Raw genomic sequence first — 18278 nt, 5'->3', positions numbered from 1 at the left:
TAGGTAATGCGCAGATACCAAGTAGGCGATGAACGACCGCATCGGCCGACGTTGGTCTCGAACTCACTGTTTCGGGTCGCGGTAAAATGAAACGTTTATTGCATACGGCCTTGCATCGCCCATCCGTATCTCTATGTTGCTGCCTGCGCTGCCGCAACCAAACCCCATTCGAGACCAATCTCCAAAATACATCTCCTGTCCGACCGCGAAGTGGAAGAACTCGACCAGTTCCTGATGTCCGATTTGGTATCGGACGAAACATTGATGCTCGACAGTCTGGACGGCTATCTGACCGCCATCGCGATCGGTCCGATCACATTGATGCCGAGTGAATGGCTGCCGGGTATCTGGGGGCCTGAGCCTGACGACGCGCCTGAATTCGAGTCGATGGAACAAGCTCAACGCGTTATGAATCTGATCGTGCGGCACTTCAACAGCATCATCGCGATGCCTGGAGAATGATCCGGACTCGATCGCGCCGATCTTCAACGAGAACGAGCTTCCAGACGACCCGCACGTGTATCTCGACGCTGAGAATTGGGCGCTTGGATTCATGCAGGGTGTTGATTTGTACCGGTCTGCGTGGAAACCGCTGTTCGATGAAACGCAGGGACAAGCATGGCTACGGCCGTTGCACTTACTCGGGTCTAAGGAGGTGAGCGAGGAAGAATGCTCGCTCGTCCTCCGGCCCGATCGACGGGAACAGCTTTCGGAACAGATTCCCGCCAGCATTGCCTCGATCTACCGTTATTGGAGCCCGTTCCGGGCAGCGGTGTTCGAACGCGAACTCGCGACAACGGTTCAGCGCGCCGCGCCGAAAGTCGGCCGCAACGATCCATGCCCATGCGGCTCCGGCAAGAAGTTCAAGAAATGCTGCGGAGCGGGAAGCATTCTTCATTAGCGCGGACGATGATTCTGAAACCGCTGTGCGACTATTTGCAGTTCTCCTTCTCCTTCAAGGACCGAACCGCGATCCCTCCCTGGCCGACTGGACCGGAGGTGGAATCCTCGATGACTTGAGACGGTGCCACATTGCCGGTAGCTCCCGGCGCGAACACGAGAATGCGCCTGTTCGGCTCGGCAACAAAGAGCCGCCCGTCGGAGGAGATGCCGATCTTGTTGCCCACCTCCGAGCCTGGCCCAGTGATTCCCGTGGCTGGACCGCTGATTGTCCGTACCGGCGGCACGTCGCCGCTCGCCTTGGCGGCGAAAACGCTCACCTGGATCTGCGTCTGGTTTGTAGTCGCGTTGTAGACGACCAATTCGTCCGTATCAGGATCGAGATCGATCGTGATGTTGTTCCTTGCGAAACCTCCGGTAGCCGGCAGCAGGCCGGTTTTGCTACCCGTAAGGCTGCGCAGAAGCCGCGGGGAGGTCATGCTCAGGCTCGTGCCAAGCGTGTCGATTATCACCTCCCCCCGCGTGTCATAACCCGCAATCAGCAGATTGTCCTCGTCGTCAACGGCAAGGCTCACATACTGGACGATATTCGGATCAGTAATGGCAATCGGATTGTGCACGACCCCGGAGCTATTGACGGGGACGACCTGGACCCCCGCACTCGCGGGGCGAACGATCATGACGAAGTCGTTGAGGTGAGAATCCACGGCGATGCTTACCAGATCATTCGTCTGCAACATGAACGAGCGACTGGGCGCCTCATTGCCCTCGGCCTTCGGCGGAAAGATGTCGACGGTGCCGTTGGTGAGAAACTGCGCGACGTGAAAGAAGTCGTTCTTGCTGAAAGCCATCGCCCGACCGGTTACGAGGGTGGTGCGCGACCCTTGCAGCACCTGGCAGGGCTCGGTCGCTCCGTTGGCGCGCAAGGAGTAACCGCGAATCTGATCATCGAGAGCGAGGAAGACGGCGTTGTTGGGGCAGGCGGCATGCGCCAGCGGGACCCCGAACATCGCACTGACGATCGCGACGCATAGCGCGAGTTTCATGACAGGTCCCCTTAGCCATATTGCGTGGATGGGTCTAATAAGCATAGACCAACCGGGCGGAGACCGAACGATGAAATTCCGCGAGTTTCCGATGTCGAACTTCCGTAGCCGACCCTTCTCGGCCACTCCGCAGTACCTCTCGAATATCCGAAGTTATTTAGTTAGTTATATTTAATGATCGCTCGCGTCAGTCCGTTGAGCGGCGAACTATCGCGGGCTAACATTTGTGGCGAGGAAGCTTCCTCGCCCAAGCGGAGTGCAGATCAGATCAGTTCACGCCCCGCTGCTGGTGACATTTTCAGTTCCAATGCGTGCGGGCTTGGTTTAATGGCCCGCCCATCGCTGAACGCTGCCTGCCTTTGAAGTTACTCGACGAAGTCCGTCGCTTCGGATGAGCCTCTCCACGCATCGATGTCGTGTTGGACCGCTGCGGCCTTTTGCGCTGCCAGCTCGTTGGCAATCTTGCCGGCGAACAGGTGCAAGGGTGGGGCCGCCACGTCTACAGCCTGCATGATCAGCATGGCCAGCTTGTCCGGATCGCCGGCCTGATGACCGTGCAGTGTGCCAAGGTGAAGATCGAGCGACGCCTTGGCTTCGGTGTATTCATCGATCTGCCGTTTGGCCACTGCTAGCGCGCCGCTCGACAGAAACTCCGTGCGTACCGGGCCCGGATACACCACCGTTGCCGTGATGCCGAACTCGGCCACCTCGGCGGCCAGCGACTCCGTCAGGCCGGCGAGTGCGAACTTGCTCGCCACATAGCTGCCCCAGCCGGCGTATCCGCCTTGGAAACCGACGATCGAGGCGATATTGATCACATGCCCACTGCGCTGATCGCGCAGATGCGGAAGCGCGTGCCGCAACACGGTCAGGGGTGCGAACAGGTTGACGTCGAAGTTCCCCCGAAGCTCCTCATCCGAGAGGGCCTCGATGGTTCCCTGTTGCGCGTAGCCGGCGTTATTGACGATCACATCGATCTTGCCGAACGTCTTGATCGTTTGCGCAATGGCGGACCGCACGCTCTGGTCGTTGGTCAGATCGACTTGCAGAGGAAGAAACTGCCCCGAGGCGGGGCCGATAGCTTCCGTCAGCGACACCACAGTACGCGAGGTCGCTGCGACACGATCGCCACGCGCGAGAAGTTGCCGCACGAGTCGTTGGCCGACACCTTTCGACGCGCCCGTAACGAACCATATTTTTTCAGACTTGCTCATGATAATTTCCTTGGAAAATAAGTAATGCAAATTTAAATGGGAACGACTTAGATGAGAGTGATTAGAAGGGGCTCGCCGTCGGGCGCACGACGATTTCGCTGACATCGACATCCGCCGGCTGTTCGATCGCATAGGCAACCGAGCGCGCAATGGCATCCGACGTAAGCGCGATGCGGCGGAAGTCGCGCATGGCTGCCCGCGCGGTTTCGTCGGAGATCGACTCGGCCAACTCCGACTCCACGACGCCCGGGCAAATCACGGTCACACGAATCTTGTCGCTTTCCTGCCGCAGGCCGTCCGAGATGGCGCGCACGGCGAACTTGGTGGCGCAGTACACGGCGGCCGTCGGCGAGACGGACAGGCCGCCGATCGAGGACATATTGATGACCTGGCCGAACCCCTGGCGCTCCATGGTCGGCAGGACTGCAGCAATGCCGTGCAGCACGCCTCGGATGTTCACGTCGATCATGCGATTCCATTCGTCCACTTTTATCGCGCTCAAGGGCGACAAAGGCATCACGCCGGCGTTGTTGACAATCACGTCGATGCGGCCAAAGGCGTCCAGTGCGAACTGGGCGAAAGCGTTGACGTCGGTGGCGGAAGTGACATCGAGTGCGCGGTAACGAACCGAGCCGCCGCTTGCCTGGATTTCTTCAGCCAGCGCCGCGAGTCGTTCCGTGCGCCGCGCACCGATCACGAGCTGGTGCCCCTGCGCGGCGAGCAGCCGGACCGTCGCTTCGCCGATACCGCTGCTTGCCCCGGTGATGAGGATGACTTTGGGTTGATTGGTTTGCGTTGTCATGTTGCGTTCTCCGTTTCGATAATCTGTTTAGGGTGATCTGAGGGAGAGGCTACGAAGCCTGCGCATGAAGGGGCAAGGCAATCGCTGCGTGGCCTCTCGGGCGCTTCGGTTGCACCGTGCAGCCGATGACCCATCTTATGAGCCGGCTGCCTGCACGCGAATACACGCGACGATGGCGGTATTGCCTATTCCTATTGAAGTGGGATGCTGGCCGTCGATCGCATCCAGTAGAATTCCTCCATCCGATCTGGCGAAAGAGGAGCCCTCGTGACCGTTGCCGACAACCCGGTTTCCACAAGGATGGTGAGCCTGCTTCAGCGTCTGGCGCCGAATGAGGGGTACACCCAGTCCGCGCTGGAGGGCGTGCGGTTCATGCGCTCGAACCGGCCGCTGGGGCGCACGCCCGTGCTGTACGAGCCAAGCATCGTGATCGTGTGCCAGGGGCGCAAGCTGGGCTTTCTGGGCGAAGAGGTGTATGTCTACGATGCGCAGCACTACCTGGTCTTGTCTGTGCCGCTGCCGTTCTCGACTGAAACCGAAGCGAGCGAGTCCGAGCCGATGCTGGCCGTATCGTTGCACCTCGATCTGATCGAGTTGACCGACCTGATACTGGCGATCGATCGCTCCGGATGCCATCAGCCGAGCGCACCGCTAGGGATCCTGTCGACGCCGCTCGAGGGAGATCTCGCCGAAGCAACCTTACGTCTGCTGCAAGCCCTGAGTTCACCCCTTGACGCCGAAATACTGGGGCCTGCAATCGTGCGGGAAATCTGCTACCGGGTATTGATTGGGGAACGAGGTGGCGCGATGAGGGCCGCGCTCGCGCATCAGGGCCGCTTCGGCCGCGTGGCGAAAGCGCTGCGGCGAATTCACACCGACTACGCGCAGTCATTGGATGTCAGTCGTCTCGCGGAAGAGGCGGGGATGAGCGTTCCCGCGTTTCATGTCAACTTCAGAACCGTCACGCTGACCTCTCCGATCCAATACATCAAGTCGACGCGTCTGCATCAGGCGCGCTTGCTGATGATTCGCGACGGCTTGACGGCCGCGTCCGCATCGGCGCGCGTCGGTTACGAAAGTCCGTCGCAGTTCAGCCGCGAGTTCAAGCGGTTTTTCGGACGCTCGCCCGCAGATGAGGCTCGAGATATGCGGGCGTCGTTCGCGCTCTCACCCGCTGCAAAGATCAACGATTTCGCGGCGTCTCACTGACTGATGACTTCGTATGGAACGCCCGTTGATGGCGCGCTTGAGTACGAACGAGGACCGAGGGTATCGTCGCGAATCGTTCGAGGGTTGGGCAAGCCGCAATTCGGTTGCCCATGCGCCGAGAAAGCGGACATTCACGAGGTCCGTCCGCAAGCCTGCAGACGTCACGGCCTATCCAGACGAACACCTCCGCCGCGTTCGTCGTCGGCACGCCGCTCCGCCCCGCTTAACCCGGCAAGTCCTATAAATTTTCGCGGATCATGGCGAACACGTCGGCGGATTGCCCTTGCAACATGGCTTTGGCGGAATACAGGATCATTCCGTACGCAGACCCCAACTCGATCTTCGGCGGCATCACGAGTGTCATCGTATCGACCTTGACGTTCAGAAGTGCGGGGCCGGGCTCATTCAGCCATGCGACGACCGCATCTTCGAGCTCATCGGATTTCGACACCGTGCGCCCCCATAATCCGATCACCTCGGCGACCTTGCCGAAGTCCGGGTTTTGCAGGCCCGTATAGAGTGGGAGCATGCCTTCGGACTTCTGCTCGATGTCGATAAATCCAAGCTTGCCGTTGTCGAATACGACCACCTTGATTGGCAGCTTCTCCTGCACGACTGTCATGAGCTCACCGAACAGCATGGCGAGACCACCGTCGCCGGACATGGAAATCACCTGGCGTCCAGGCTGGCACTTCTGCAGCCCCAATGACATCGGCAGGGCCGCCGCCATCGTGCCGTGTAGCAGGCTCGAAAACACCCGACGTTTTCCGTTAGTCTCGATGTGCCGATAAAGCCAAACAGTGGGCGTCCCATCGTCGGCGCAGAAGAGTGCATCGCTCGCCGCATGCCGGTTGATCAGCTCGGTCAGATAGATGGGGGGAATCGTCCCGCGGCTCGACGGGACCGCTTTGGAACGGTGGGTTTCCAGCGCAGCGGCATGCCGTTGGACGAGCTTGTCGCGGAACTCGGTTGACGTGCGCGGCTTAAGGCGCGGCAGCAACGCCTCCATCGTGGACTTGATATCTCCAACCAGCCCTAACGTGACCGGATGCCGGCGCCCGAGATGATCGGGTGCGAGGTCGATCTGAACGATCTTGGCCTTATCCGGGTAGAACTGCCGCCACGCAAAGTCGGCGCCAAGCATCAGCAAGGTCTCGCATTCGGATACCGCCAGATAGCCCGCTTCGCCGCCGATAATGCCGGTCATGCCGACGTTGTACGGGTTGTCGTGTTCAAGCGCGTCCTTGGCGCGGGACGTGTGTGCAATGGGCGCCTTGAGCCGCTCGGCAACGGCCAGGATTTCGGCGTGGGCACCACGACATCCCGAACCCCCATAGATCGTGATCTTCTCGCCTGAATTGAGGATGTCAGCGACACGGTCGAGGTCTGCGTCACTCGGCCGGACCATCGGCACATTCGTGTGGACCGAATACGGGGCGTCATCGCTCGCATTGGCATGGGCGATGTCGACCGGAACGATCAGCACGGCGACGCCACCCTTTGCAATGGCGGTCTGACAGGCAATCACCGTCTTGCGTCGCGCCTGCTCCGGCGTAATGATCATGTCGCAGAACACGCTGCACGATCCGTAGATCGCCTTGAAGTCGACCTCCTGCGGGAAGTTAAAGCCGATTTCCTCGCTCGCTACCTGGGTTGCGATCAGGATAACCGGAGCCCGATTACGGTTGGCGTCCACCAACCCGTTAATGAAGTGAAGGCTGCCAGGGCCGCAGCTTCCGGCGACAGCCGTCAGGTTGCCGGTTATCATGGCTTCGCCTTCGGCGGCGAACGCTCCCGCCTCCTCGTGGCGCACATGGATCCACTCGATGTCGCTCTCGTTAACGTGGTGGGCGATGAGATTCAGCGTGTCGCCCACGATCCCGTAGCAGTGCTTTACGCCCGCCGCGGCGAGTGTGTCTACAATAATTTCAGCAACTTTCTTGCTCATGTCTGCTCTCCTGAAGGTACCCTGTTCATGAAGTGACCGACCACCCTTGTGACGCGCAACCCGAATCGAGCCCACTACATTTGGTAAGCACGGCGTTCATCAGTAGTGACCCGAAGTCAGGTCGACCTTCCCTTTGAACACGTTATAGCTGTAGACCGTGTACATCAGCATCAACGGGTAGACGAACAACCCCTCGCCCCAGAACATGAAAACGAGGCTTGTATGCGGCCCCGCCGCCTGGGCGATCGTGAGCGAGAACGGGACCATGTACGGCCAGAAAGAAATCGCCAGCATCGCGTAAGCGCAGATGAACAGCACCACGATCATGAGAAACGGCTGGTTGTCGCGGTGCCGTCTGACGCCGGTCAGGGTGCCTGCGATTGCACAGAGCGCGACCAAGGGCACAAGAAAAAGATACGGACGGTCGAGCCAGCGGTGCATGATCGCGAGGTTTTCATGAAGTGCATGAAAGAACAACACGATCAGCAGAACAAGCACCACCAGAAGCAACGGCGCAATCGCACGATACGCAGCGTCGCGCGCGTCTGCCTCGCATTTCTTGATGACCCAGCTCGCACCGAGCAAAGCATAGCCGGCGCATAACGCCACACCGCATAGCATCGAGAAAGAACTGCACCACGTCATGACATCGCCGCTGAAACGCCCGTCGACAATCGGCAACCCTTTGACGAGCGCGCCGACCATTGCACCCTGCATGAACGCAGCGACGACCGAACCCACCACGAAGCCAACGTTCCAGATCGCCCGCGTACGACGAGCGCTGCCACGGAACTCGAAGGCGACGCCGCGAAAGACCAGGCCGGCGAGCATCAGGACCACGGGCACATAGAACGCGGAGACCAGCAACGAGTAAGCCTGCGAAAATGCGCCCCACAACACCACGCCGGCTACGATCAGCCAGGTCTCGTTGCCGTCCCACAGCGGCGATACGGCGGCCAGCATATGACGCCGGCGTGTTTCGTCCCGGGTCAGGCCGAAGAGCATGCCGACTCCGAGGTCGAAACCGTCGAGCAACACGTACAGCAACATGCTGAGGGCGAGTATCAGCGACCAGTAGAGGATCATTTGCACATCTCCTGGATCATTTGACCGTCGACGGCAGATCCGCCGCTGCCGAAAGCGGACGGCTCGGTGAGGCAGCAGGCAGCGTGTGCAGCGGGTCTTCGGTAGGTCCCCCTTTGAGCAGCCTGTAAATGTAGAACGTGCCAAAGGCAAAGATGAAGACATAGGTCACGCAGAAGACCAGCAGCGAACCCGCTGCCGCGCGCGGCGTCAGGAACGGCGTAATCGCATCAGCCGTGCGCAGCACCCCATAGACAGTCCAGGGTTGCCGTCCCACCTCCGCGGTAAACCAGCCGGTGAGCGTCGCGATGAACGGCAGTGGAAAGCACAGAAATACCGTCCACAGCAACGCGCGCCGCTGCAGCAGGCGCTCCTTGAGCGACAGCAAGGTCCCGCCCCAGGCGACGAGCAGCATGAGGAGACCGCACCCCACCATGACCCGGAATGCAAAGAACGGAATGACGATCGGCGAACGCTCGCTGCGCGGAAAATCAGCGAGGCCGACCTCTTTCGAATCGAGTGTCATCGATGAAATCAGGCTACCGAGCACCGGCACCGAAATCGCATAGTCGTTCTTTTCGTGCGCTGCATCGGGCCAGGCAAGCAGGACTTCGGATGCGAGTTGTTCGTCGTGCCAACGTGCTTCGATCGCTGCAAACTTGATGGGCTGATAGCGGTGCACATAATCGCCGACCAGATGTCCGAACAGCAGTTGAACTGGCACGAGGATAGCGGCGAGAAAAAGACCCATCCGCAGCATCACGCGGGCTTCGGCACGACACATTCCGCGCAGCGAGTACCACGCACCTGTAGCCGCGACACAGAACGCGCCGGTGACATAAGCCGCGAGCAGCATATGAGGAAACCGCACCCAGACAACCGGGCTGAAGATGATCTTTAGCCAGTCGTCCGGCACGTAGACACCGTTCTGGATCGTGTAGCCCACCGGATATTGCATCCAGCTGTTGTTCACCATGATCCAGAACGCCGAGAGCGTCGTGCCGAGCGCGACCATCGCCGTCGAGAAGAGATAGAGTCCCGGCTTCACCCTGTTCTTGCCGAACAGCAGCACGCCGAAGAACGACGCCTCCAGCATGAAAGCCGTAAAGGTCTCATAGGACAGCAGCGGTCCCTGGATCGGCCCCGAAAGGCGCGACAGTTCGCTCCAGTTCGTGCCGAACTCGAAAGCCAGCACGATTCCGGAGACCACGCCCATGCCGAAGGCGATCCCGAAGATCTTCAGCCAGAAGTCGAAGACGCAGCGGTACGTGGGCCGCCCGGTAATCAGATACAGCGCTTCCAGTACCGTCAGCCACGCCGCCAGTCCGATGGTGAAAGACGGAAAGATGATGTGAAACGATACGGTGAAGGCGAATTGCAATCGCGACAACATGAGCGCAGTGGTGTCCATATCGCTCCCCTGGCGACAGAGGTTGGATTGCGCAACCAAGACGAGTTGCTGAATCGGTTGCCGTGAATTGCCCGGCAGGACGTTCATCAGGTCCGCGGGCACATCGAGGTCCGCAGTGCAATCACCAAGCCGTAGAGACTGAATTGAACGGGTCATGCTTCCAGGTGCTTGATGATAGTTGCCGGGGCGAAGGGCGGCTATTACATGAATCTGGAATCAGCCCAGCTAGACTATTGGCGCTGGACGCTTATCGAGCAACGAAGACAGGCACCTAGACGTGCCTCGGATTACATAGACATGCAATGTCTCGGCCGAGCACAACGTCATACGTTGTTTCTGCGGACGCTTGATCAAAGCGCCGAATGGCCCTATCCGCTTCTTGCTGTCGGCCTGACAGCTACGCAACTGTCACCGGGTAGGCTTACCTAGAAGCGCTGCACTAAAGAACTTCTTCGATCGTTAGCAGCTTACCTAGTGTCTTCGACCAGCCGGCGTTGGCCGAGCCCCGTCCGATGATGAACAGCCGAAGTCGACCCGTTTGAGTCACCCAGAACTCGCTTCCCGCTGTCCGTTTTCGCAGCGGCATGAGACCTCCGCCGAAGACTCATCGGCTCCGCACGGCGCCACAGGGACTTTCGGAACAACGTCTACCGCTTGGGAGGGGAGTTCCGTTTCGACAGGTTCGATGATGGCAACCAGACCAGTCTCCAATCTGACATGGCGTTCGAACAAGGCGAGAAGTTCAGGGCGCAGTCCGTCGCCGCGTTGTGCTGCAAGAGCGTGAAGCGAGAGAAATGGCAACATGGTCGAACTCCAGTCGATGAAAGGCAGGCGAGCGCGATGACGATGAAAGAATTGGCATGTCGGGCGCCTGCGAGATAAGTGTGGTTCGGACGCGCCGCGCGTTGTCCGCCGACCTCGGCTAGTGCGGGATCGAATGCCCAAGCTAGCGCAGCAGATCGGTACGGGCACTCCGTTTCTTGCTGTTCAATTGCGATGAACGTAGAGCCACGCTTAACGCGCACAGTTATGCGGTTTTGTCGCCTTTGACCGCTGGCGCGGTTGCCTACGAACGGCACGCCATAGTGACCATAGTCATCACAAGCCGCATGGCGGTTCTTCGAGTATTGCAGCAAGAAACGGGGGGCTGCTGACTGCTCGCGCCAATATTGTTCAGGCAGAGAGGGGCGATCGTGCATCTCTCTTTCAACCACAGTCAATGAGGAATTCACCATGTCCAAGGAAGATGACAACAAGGCCATCGTGGGCCGCTGGTTCACCGATTTCTGGGGCAAGACCTGCAATCTCGAAATCGTCGACGAGCTTGCCGCTCCTGGCATGCTTCTGCGCTACTCGCTGCACGAGCCGCGCCGTGGCCGCGAGGACATCAAGGCATTCATGACCGATTTCCGCGAAGCATTCCCGGATCTCAACTTCTGGGGCACCACTGATCTCATCGCCGAGGGGGACTATGTAGTCGGTCGTTGGGAACGTGGCGGCACGCATGCCGGTCCGGCATTCAGCGATTTCCTCATTGGATCGTTGCCGGCTGCGACCGGACGGAAAATGCGGTTCACTGGCACGACTGTGCTCCAGCTAAAAGACGGCAGGATCGTTGAAGAAATCGGCCTGGACGACGGCGTGACCGCTCTGCAGCAACTCGGACTCATCAAAACAGCGTGATCGAAGGCACGATCCGTCCGATATGTTTGCGCAACGCCATGTGCATCTAACGCTACAACGGGCCGGGTATACCCCTGCCCGTTGTAGCCCGTGACGCCAACCGCGAAGGTCAACCCTGTGGCCAAGAACAGCCATTCGAAGCGACAGCGTCGGCCGTCGTTTCCTGGTCGGCCCCGGTCCGACGATAAACTGGCGTAGTCGACCCACTATAGATCCGCCGTAACGTCATCGGCAGCCACCAAGGCGCAACTGCCATTCACCCCATCGAGACAACCGGTGCGCCCGATGTCTCGGACGGCGCATATCGCGCGGTAGCAAGTACCTGGGGCGGCACTGGGACGTGTGCGCGTCTGACGAGGGAGCCTTCGCGAAACATGAGCAGATCACCCGGCTGGCACGTGGTCCATGCTTCATCGGTGAGTGGTGTCGTCGCGATCACTGCCGTGCAGTCTTCCGAGGTCGCATAAGCGGAGAAGTCGACCGACATATCGGCATCGACAAGTCTCGCGCTTGAGAACGGCCAGCGGCGCATGACATAAGCCAGCCGCGTGGAGCAGTAGGCAAACTGCGACTGTCCATTCGACAGCAGGAAGTTGAAAATTCCATAGCGATTCAGGTTGCGAGTCATGTCCTCGACTACGTCGAACAGCTCGTCCGGCGTGGTATCCCGACCGACGCCACGCTCGTGGATCACATTCATAATCGTGCAAAAGGCCGATTCACTATCGGTTGTTCCCACCGGTGCGTAAGGGCCAGGCACCCACCAGTTTCGCTCCCGCAGATCGCCGTTATGTGCGAACACCCATTGCTGTCCGTTATGTTCGCGCATGAACGGATGGCAATTCTCAGCACTCGCACCGCCCTGCGTGGCCTTGCGGATGTGCGCGATGACATTGCGCGATTTGATCGGATAACGCTTCACGAACTCCGCCATGGGGGATTGGCAAGCAGGTTTGTCGTCGATGAATAGCCGGCATGCCCGCTCCTCATAAAACGCGATTCCCCATCCGTCCACGTGGTGATCGGTCAGACCGCCTCGAGCCGCAAATCCCGTGAAGGAAAAGGTCACATCGGTCGGTTCAGCGCAACTAAGAGCAAGGAGCTGGCACATAGGCAAGGCATGTAATTAGTGGTAAGAATTAACTACTTTGTTCGCTGCATCAGGTAGATGCTATCTATATTAATTACCAGCCAATATAGAACGTTATTTCAAATTGATCGATCGGAACGAAGGGCTTTAGTTTTTTCTTCTACCCACCCCGCGATACAGTGATTCCGTTCCCCGATGAACGGGAATGCAGCTCCGAACCCGGTGTGCGGCGCATTGCTGCATCTCATTGGTTTCGGTCTGGCTTCTATGGGATCCAACATTAAAAACACCGCACATGAAATCAAGATTCTTTTTCGGGTTTGGAGCTTTGGGAATGACTGCGATGCTGGCAACATCGGCGGCGCAAGCGGACAACAGCGTGACGCTCTATGGGCGGATGGACAACGGGGTGACCTATATAACGAACACGGGAGGGCAACACGAATACAAGATGGACAGCGGCGTCGTGTACAGCAACTACTGGGGGCTGCGTGGCGTAGAGGATCTTGGCGGGGGCACGCAAGCCATATTCGACCTTCGCTCGGGCTTTCGCGTGAACGACGGCAGTTCGAAGCCCAGCAGCGCCTACATGTTCGGAAAGACCGCGCTGGTCGGCCTGAGCAACTCGTTCGGCACGCTGACGCTCGGCAGGCAATACGACTTCATTAACGACTACACGTCCCGCTATAACATCAGCCAGGACGGCGACGGGTACGCGATCCACCTCGGCGACCTGGACCGCATGAGCGGCGACACGATGATCAATTCGGTCAAGTTCGCAAGCAAGAGTTTCAACGGCCTGAGCGCGGGCGGGATGTATTCGTTCAGCAATACGGCCGGCAGCTTTCACACCGGTTCCGCGTGGAGTGCCGGCGTGCTTTACGCGACGGGCGCATTCAGTGCGGCAGCGGCTTACTCGCAGCTGAACAGCACGACGATCGATCCATACAACGCGCTCGGCTTGTCGTCGTTCCTTGGCACCACGACCGCCAAAGTCAGCAGCTCGACGGGCCAGCTCACGTCGCTGTATTCGAGCACCGGACTGACCGTGAGCCACCTCGATACGGGCGGGATCGGCGCGAGCTATAGCTTCGACAAGCTCACGATCAAGGCCAACACGACCCTGACCAAGGTCACGTCGGCCGATGGCAAGGTGTCGTCTTTCATGCATGTGTATGAAGCCGGCAGCGCGTATCAGTTCTCGCCTGCGTTGGCGCTCCGCTCGGGCTACCAGTACACGACCTTCGAACATCATCACTGGAACGAGCTGTCGATCGGTCTCTACGAGAGTCTGTCGAAGAGTACGCGGATCTACGCGTCGGCGGGCTACCTTCGCGCATCGAGCGGCGTGAATGCGGTGATCGGCTATGCGTTCACTCCGTCGAGCACACAGACGCAAACCGCCTTGCGCGTCGGCATCGCCCACAACTTCTAAACTTCTGATTGAACCTGTACCGGGCCTCGGCCGCCGACCCGCGTGCCGCGGTCGAGGCTAATTCAAACGAGAAACATCCAATGAAATTGCGATTCTCCGCTATTGCGTTGCTCATGGTTTTACCGCTTGCGAGCGCCTTTGCGAAGCCGCTGGTTGTCTGCACCGAAGCTAGCCCGGAAGGATTCGATCCGGTACGTTACAGCACGCTGACCATCACGAATGCGTCCGCCGACGTCATTTTCAACGGGCTCGTCGCGTACGACGATGTGACCGGCACTGTGCAGCCGGCGCTCGCGCAGAGTTGGGACGTCAGTGAGTCCGGCGCGGTGTACACGTTCCATCTGCGTCCCAACGTCCACTTCCAGACGACCGATTACTTCAAGCCGACCCGGACCTTCGATGCCGACGACGTGATCGCCACGTTCGACCGGATGCTGAATCCGGACAACGCATGGCGCAAGGCGTTGCCGACGATCGTGATGCCGAACGTGCAGTCGATGCAGATCCCGAAGCTGATCAAGTCGGTCGACAAGGTCGATCCGCTGACAGTTCGCATCGTCCTCAACCGTCCGGACGCCACCTTCCTGCCGATCCTGACGATGAGTTTCGCGTCGATCTATTCGAGCGAATATCTGGCGCAACTGCTGAAGACCAACGCGATCGCAGACCTGAACGCCAAACCGGTATCGACCGGCCCGTTCATCCTGAAGAGCTATCGCCCGGACGCGACGATCCGTTACGCAGTGAACCCGGACTACTGGGGACCGAAACTCAAGGTCGATGGACTGATCTACGCGATCACGCCCGATCCGACCGTGCGGGCACAACGGGTCAAGGCAGGCGAATGCGACATCGCGCTCGCACCGAAACCGGACGACGTCGCGTCGGCGCGCAAGGACCCGTCGCTGAAAGTGCTCGACGTGCCCGGTTTTATGACCGCGTTCGTCGCACTCAATACGCAGCGTCACGGCCTCGATAATCCGGCGGTGCGCCGCGCCATCAACCTCGCCTTCGATCGCAATACGTACGTGAAGACGTTGTTCGGCACCAGCGCAGTCCCGGCGACGAGTCCGTATCCCAGCAGCACGGAGGCGAAGACCGGCTATGCGTACGACCCCGTGCTCGCGAAAAAGCTGCTGGCCCAGGCGGGCATGGCGAACGGACTAAGTCTGACGATCTGGACCCGCTCGACCGGCAGCACGCTCAATCCGAATCCGAAGGTGGGCGCCGAACTGCTTCAGGCTGACCTCACCAAGGTAGGCATCGACGCTCAGATCAAGACGCTGGAGTGGGGCGAGCTGCTTCATGAAATCAAGCAAGGGCAATACGACCTGCTGTTCATGGGGTGGGCCGGCGACAACGGCGATCCGGACAACTTCCTGTCGCCGCTGTTCTCGTGCGACGCGGTGAAGGGCGGCACCAACTTCCAGCGTTACTGCGATGCGTCGCTGGATGCGTCGATCGCGAGCGGCAAGGCGACCAGCACTGCATCGGTTCGTGCGCAGGACTACGAGCGCGCCCAGAAGATCGCGCACGATCAGGCGCTCTGGATTCCGCTTGCGCATCCGCTGGTGGCCGCGATCACGCGCCCGAATGTGGATGGCTATCACGTCAGTCCGTTCGGCCGCGTGAACTTCGGGTCCGTGTCGATCCGGTAGTCGCGTCCGGCAAACCTTCCCGCATCACTCTTTCACCGGATGACGGTCGTGCAGTTGCACGGCCGTCAGTGGAGACTTGCGTGCGTTTTTCTCTGGAGACCGCTTGTGCTGAAATTCCTTGTCGCCCGCCTGCTCGGACTGGTGCCGAGGCTGGTCGTGCGAAATCCAGATATGCATCGCGGGCGTGACTCCAGGATCCTCATCAAGTGTTTGAACTCGGAGAATGACGTGTGCTTGCTCGGGACGCTCAGCAATGAGATGCGTGCCACATCCCGAGCAAAAATAGCGTAGCTTGCCGGGAGAAGACTCGAAGCTGCGTAACAGGCTTTCGCCCGAGGCCCAATGATTTTGTGGTACTACGACGCTCGTCCAGGTATTGGCACGGCGTCGGTGACCCGTTTCGGCTTTACCCGGTTGGATCGCGCCACCGCCTAGCATCGCCGAATCAACCCACCTGCCCCACAACAGGCGCCATCCCCATACCGGCCTCGTTAGCAGGCCGACCTCCTCTTACCCCATCCAGCGATAGTGCATCAATCAAATCATCTGCCGACATCGGATGGCCGAGCAGGAAACCTTGCAGCGAATCGCAACCAAGACGGGTCAGGAACTCTTGTTGTGCCTGTGTCTCCACACCTTCCGCGACAATATTCAGATTGAGCGTCTGACCCAGTGCCACAATTGCCGAAACAATCGCTGCGTCTTCTGTGTCGCGAGCGAGGTCGCGGATAAACCCACGGTCGATCTTCAGCTCGCTCGCCGGTAGCCGTTTCAGGTACAGAAGACTTGAATAACCGGTGCCAAAATCGTCGATGGAAATACGCACGCCCATATCGTGCAGTTGCTCCAGGATTCGCAGACTCGCATCGACATCGTGCATTGCCGTGGACTCGGTGATCTCGAGCATCAGGCAGCTCGGTTCCAGTGCGTGGCGCGCCAAAGTCTCCCGGACAATTCGAATCAAACTCGCATGTCTGAATTGCAATGCTGACAGGTTGACCGCCATGGTCAGGTCTTGGAGGCCTGTGTTGCGCCACGCCGCGATCTGCCGGCAAGCCTCGTCCAATACCCATTCACCGATTGGCAAGATCAAGCCGGTTTTCTCCGCCAGGGGGATGAACTGGTCCGGTGCAATCAGCCCGCGAGTGGGATGCCGCCAACGCACCAGCGCTTCCACGCCGATTGCCGGCCCGTTGGGTGCAGTGAACTTCGGTTGATATTGCAGAACCAGTTGCCCTCGACCAACGGCCGCGAGGAGATCTTGCACGAGCTGTAACTGCTCATGCACATTGGCGTTCATCGAGGCTTCGAAGAAACAGTAAGTATTGCGTCCTAGCGCCTTCGCGTGATACATCGCGGCATCCGCATTGATCAGCAGGTCAGCCCGATGAGAGCCGTTGCCGGGGTACATCGCAATGCCAATGCTTGTCGACACGCGCAACTCGCGGCCGGCAAGCTGAAAGGGCTCTCGAATAACGGCCAATACTTTGTCGGCGAGCGTCGCCGCATCCGCTGGTTCGACTACCTCTGCAAGCAGCACGAATTCGTCTCCGCCCACACGAGCGATAGTGTCCTGTGATCGAACGGTCACCCCGATGCGTTGCGCGACTTCGACTAGCAACAGGTCGCCGACGTGATGGCCGCAGGCGTCGTTGACCGCCTTGAAGCCGTCCAGGTCCATGAACATCAGGGCAAAGCGGCCATGTTCGCGATCGGCGCTCTGGATCGCCCGATCGAGCCGGTCTTCCAGCAGCACGCGATTGGGAAGCTTGGTGAGGGCATCATGTAACGCCAGATAGGTCAATTCCCGGTTGGCCTCAGCGAGTGAGACCGCCAATATGGCGGTGCGTGCCTCCAGCCGCAGGTCAAGTACTGAAATGATCAGTGCGATGCCGAGTACCGCCAGCGTGGCAACAATGATCACAAGCGCAAGCCATCCCGCGTTCACTCCCTCATGCACAGCACCGCAAACGCTCCCCAGCGGAAACTGCGCTGCCGCCATCCCGGTGTAATGCATCGCGACAATGGCCAGGCCCATCACCACCGCAGCGCCTGCACGCATCGGCCGGACAAGAGGTGAATGGCGGCGCAGACGGAATGCAATCCACAGCGCCGCGCCCGACGCGAGAATCGCGATGACGACAGACAGGATAAAAAGCGGCGGGATGTAGCGGATTCCGGGTGTCATGCGCAACGCAGCCATGCCCGTATAGTGCATGCCGGCGACCCCGGCGCCCATTAATACAGCGCCACAGATCAATCGCGACACAGGCAACTCGTTCTGGCCCACAAGCCACAGCGCGAACGCCGAGGATGCGATCGCGATCAGAAGCGAGAGCACGGTGATCGCGAGATCATAGCCGAGCGAAATCGGCAAGCTGAAGGCAAGCATGCCGACAAAGTGCATCGACCAGATGCCCGTGCCCATGGCGCACGCGCCGCCCACCAGCCACCCAAAGGCAGCACGTCCCTGTGAGGTAGAAATGCGTCCCGCCATGTCCAACCCGGTATACGAGGCCAGAATCGCTACGAGCAGCGAGAACAAGACGAGCAAACTGTTGTAGCTACCTGCAAGCATGGGGTATTCCATAAGTGTTGATCCAAACTACGTGGATCTCTCCCACCGCGCCCGCGCACTACAGCGTGAGCATAAGATGATTGTCGAGCCTTAGCCTCCCACGTAAAACAGATGCCTGGGACGCAAAAAAGAAGCGTCCATGAGAGCCTGAGCAATTGGTTACAGCGAACAATTCCACAAAACGCTGGTGGACCTGTGTGCGAAAGTCGCGATGGTCAGGC

The 18278-nt window shown here is 59.4% G+C and carries 15 protein-coding genes; 6 read left to right on the top strand and 9 right to left on the bottom strand.

Annotated features, from left to right (window positions below):
- The first annotated feature begins 210 nt into the window (after positions 1-210).
- Positions 211-462, top strand: a complete 252-nt coding sequence (locus tag EOS_RS48795; RefSeq protein WP_268760350.1) for a UPF0149 family protein — start codon at positions 211-213, stop codon at positions 460-462.
- Positions 452-901: a UPF0149 family protein gene (locus tag EOS_RS48790; RefSeq protein WP_326972946.1), complete on the top strand. Its 450-nt coding sequence runs from the start codon at positions 452-454 to the stop codon at positions 899-901. Before EOS_RS48795 ends, EOS_RS48790 begins: the two co-directional genes overlap by 11 nt.
- Positions 902-932: 31 nt before the next feature.
- On the opposite strand, the gene EOS_RS23205 is transcribed toward EOS_RS48790, so the two are convergent.
- From EOS_RS23205 to EOS_RS23195, 3 genes are all read right to left on the bottom strand, one after another.
- Entirely contained in the window at positions 933-1946 is a 1014-nt protein-coding gene (locus tag EOS_RS23205; protein ID WP_047849058.1) for a hypothetical protein, read from the bottom strand.
- Positions 1947-2311: 365 nt separating this feature from the next.
- Complete coding sequence (locus EOS_RS23200) at positions 2312-3160, bottom strand: SDR family oxidoreductase (RefSeq protein ID WP_047849057.1); 849 nt, start codon at positions 3158-3160, stop codon at positions 2312-2314.
- Between the two features lie 61 nt (positions 3161-3221).
- Positions 3222-3962, bottom strand: a complete 741-nt coding sequence (locus EOS_RS23195) for an SDR family oxidoreductase (protein ID WP_047849056.1) — start codon at positions 3960-3962, stop codon at positions 3222-3224.
- A 267-nt stretch (positions 3963-4229) separates the two neighbouring features.
- Between EOS_RS23195 and EOS_RS23190 the strand changes: the two genes are divergently transcribed.
- Positions 4230-5171 carry an AraC family transcriptional regulator gene (locus EOS_RS23190; protein ID WP_082163491.1) on the top strand — a complete coding sequence of 314 codons (942 nt, stop codon included), beginning with the start codon at positions 4230-4232 and terminating at the stop codon, positions 5169-5171.
- A 238-nt stretch (positions 5172-5409) separates the two neighbouring features.
- Here the strand turns inward: EOS_RS23190 and EOS_RS23185 are convergent, their stop codons facing one another.
- Genes EOS_RS23185 through EOS_RS23175 form a run of 3 tightly spaced genes read right to left on the bottom strand, consistent with a single transcriptional unit; the run spans position 5410 to position 9769 of the window.
- The gene (locus EOS_RS23185) at positions 5410-7194 is read right to left on the bottom strand and encodes a thiamine pyrophosphate-dependent enzyme (RefSeq protein ID WP_235442934.1); all 1785 of its coding nucleotides are present in this window, start codon (positions 7192-7194) and stop codon (positions 5410-5412) included.
- Between the two features lie 24 nt (positions 7195-7218).
- On the bottom strand, positions 7219-8205 hold the full coding sequence (gene cydB, locus EOS_RS23180) for a cytochrome d ubiquinol oxidase subunit II (protein ID WP_047849054.1): 987 nt from the start codon (positions 8203-8205) through the stop codon (positions 7219-7221).
- A 16-nt stretch (positions 8206-8221) separates the two neighbouring features.
- Entirely contained in the window at positions 8222-9769 is a 1548-nt protein-coding gene (locus EOS_RS23175; RefSeq protein WP_235442933.1) for a cytochrome ubiquinol oxidase subunit I, read from the bottom strand.
- Between the two features lie 1077 nt (positions 9770-10846).
- Here EOS_RS23175 and EOS_RS23165 point away from each other — a divergent pair.
- A complete protein-coding gene (locus tag EOS_RS23165) occupies positions 10847-11296 on the top strand; it encodes an ester cyclase (protein WP_047849052.1) in 450 nt (149 codons plus the stop codon).
- 256 nt (positions 11297-11552) lie between these two features.
- Here EOS_RS23165 and EOS_RS23160 read toward each other — a convergent pair whose 3' ends face one another.
- The gene (locus tag EOS_RS23160) at positions 11553-12407 is read right to left on the bottom strand and encodes a class II glutamine amidotransferase (RefSeq protein ID WP_047849051.1); all 855 of its coding nucleotides are present in this window, start codon (positions 12405-12407) and stop codon (positions 11553-11555) included.
- 313 nt (positions 12408-12720) lie between these two features.
- Between EOS_RS23160 and EOS_RS23155 the strand changes: the two genes are divergently transcribed.
- Positions 12721-13821: a porin gene (locus tag EOS_RS23155; RefSeq protein WP_235442932.1), complete on the top strand. Its 1101-nt coding sequence runs from the start codon at positions 12721-12723 to the stop codon at positions 13819-13821.
- An 80-nt stretch (positions 13822-13901) separates the two neighbouring features.
- Positions 13902-15479 carry an ABC transporter substrate-binding protein gene (locus EOS_RS23150; RefSeq protein ID WP_047849049.1) on the top strand — a complete coding sequence of 526 codons (1578 nt, stop codon included), beginning with the start codon at positions 13902-13904 and terminating at the stop codon, positions 15477-15479.
- A 24-nt stretch (positions 15480-15503) separates the two neighbouring features.
- On the opposite strand, the gene EOS_RS45710 is transcribed toward EOS_RS23150, so the two are convergent.
- Together EOS_RS45710 and EOS_RS23145 are read right to left on the bottom strand one after the other, a co-directional pair.
- Positions 15504-15917 carry a GFA family protein gene (locus EOS_RS45710; protein WP_082163490.1) on the bottom strand — a complete coding sequence of 138 codons (414 nt, stop codon included), beginning with the start codon at positions 15915-15917 and terminating at the stop codon, positions 15504-15506.
- 7 nt (positions 15918-15924) lie between these two features.
- Positions 15925-18057 (bottom strand): putative bifunctional diguanylate cyclase/phosphodiesterase, encoded by a 2133-nt coding sequence (locus EOS_RS23145; protein WP_047849048.1) that lies wholly within the window; start codon positions 18055-18057, stop codon positions 15925-15927.
- Positions 18058-18278 lie beyond the last annotated feature (221 nt).

The sequence above is a fragment of the Caballeronia mineralivorans PML1(12) genome (genome assembly GCF_001028175.1).
In the GTDB taxonomy this organism is placed as follows: domain Bacteria; phylum Pseudomonadota; class Gammaproteobacteria; order Burkholderiales; family Burkholderiaceae; genus Caballeronia; species Caballeronia mineralivorans.
Note: the sequence above shows the minus strand (reverse complement) of the source record. Positions and strands in the feature narration are given on the sequence as shown.

Bases quoted from the DNA above. Each gene is read 5' to 3' on its own strand.
- EOS_RS23205 (WP_047849058.1), bottom strand. From the start codon at position 1,946: ATGAAACTCGCGCTATGCGTCGCGATCGTCAGTGCGATGTTCGGGGTC.
- EOS_RS23200 (WP_047849057.1), bottom strand. From the start codon at position 3,160: ATGAGCAAGTCTGAAAAAATATGGTTCGTTACGGGCGCGTCGAAAGGT.
- EOS_RS23195 (WP_047849056.1), bottom strand. From the start codon at position 3,962: ATGACAACGCAAACCAATCAACCCAAAGTCATCCTCATCACCGGGGCA.
- cydB (WP_047849054.1), bottom strand. From the start codon at position 8,205: ATGATCCTCTACTGGTCGCTGATACTCGCCCTCAGCATGTTGCTGTAC.
- EOS_RS23175 (WP_235442933.1), bottom strand. From the start codon at position 9,769: ATGACCCGTTCAATTCAGTCTCTACGGCTTGGTGATTGCACTGCGGAC.
- EOS_RS23165 (WP_047849052.1), top strand. From the start codon at position 10,847: ATGTCCAAGGAAGATGACAACAAGGCCATCGTGGGCCGCTGGTTCACC.
- EOS_RS23160 (WP_047849051.1), bottom strand. From the start codon at position 12,407: ATGTGCCAGCTCCTTGCTCTTAGTTGCGCTGAACCGACCGATGTGACC.
- EOS_RS23155 (WP_235442932.1), top strand. From the start codon at position 12,721: ATGACTGCGATGCTGGCAACATCGGCGGCGCAAGCGGACAACAGCGTG.
- EOS_RS23150 (WP_047849049.1), top strand. From the start codon at position 13,902: ATGAAATTGCGATTCTCCGCTATTGCGTTGCTCATGGTTTTACCGCTT.
- EOS_RS45710 (WP_082163490.1), bottom strand. From the start codon at position 15,917: ATGCTAGGCGGTGGCGCGATCCAACCGGGTAAAGCCGAAACGGGTCAC.
- EOS_RS23145 (WP_047849048.1), bottom strand. From the start codon at position 18,057: ATGCTTGCAGGTAGCTACAACAGTTTGCTCGTCTTGTTCTCGCTGCTC.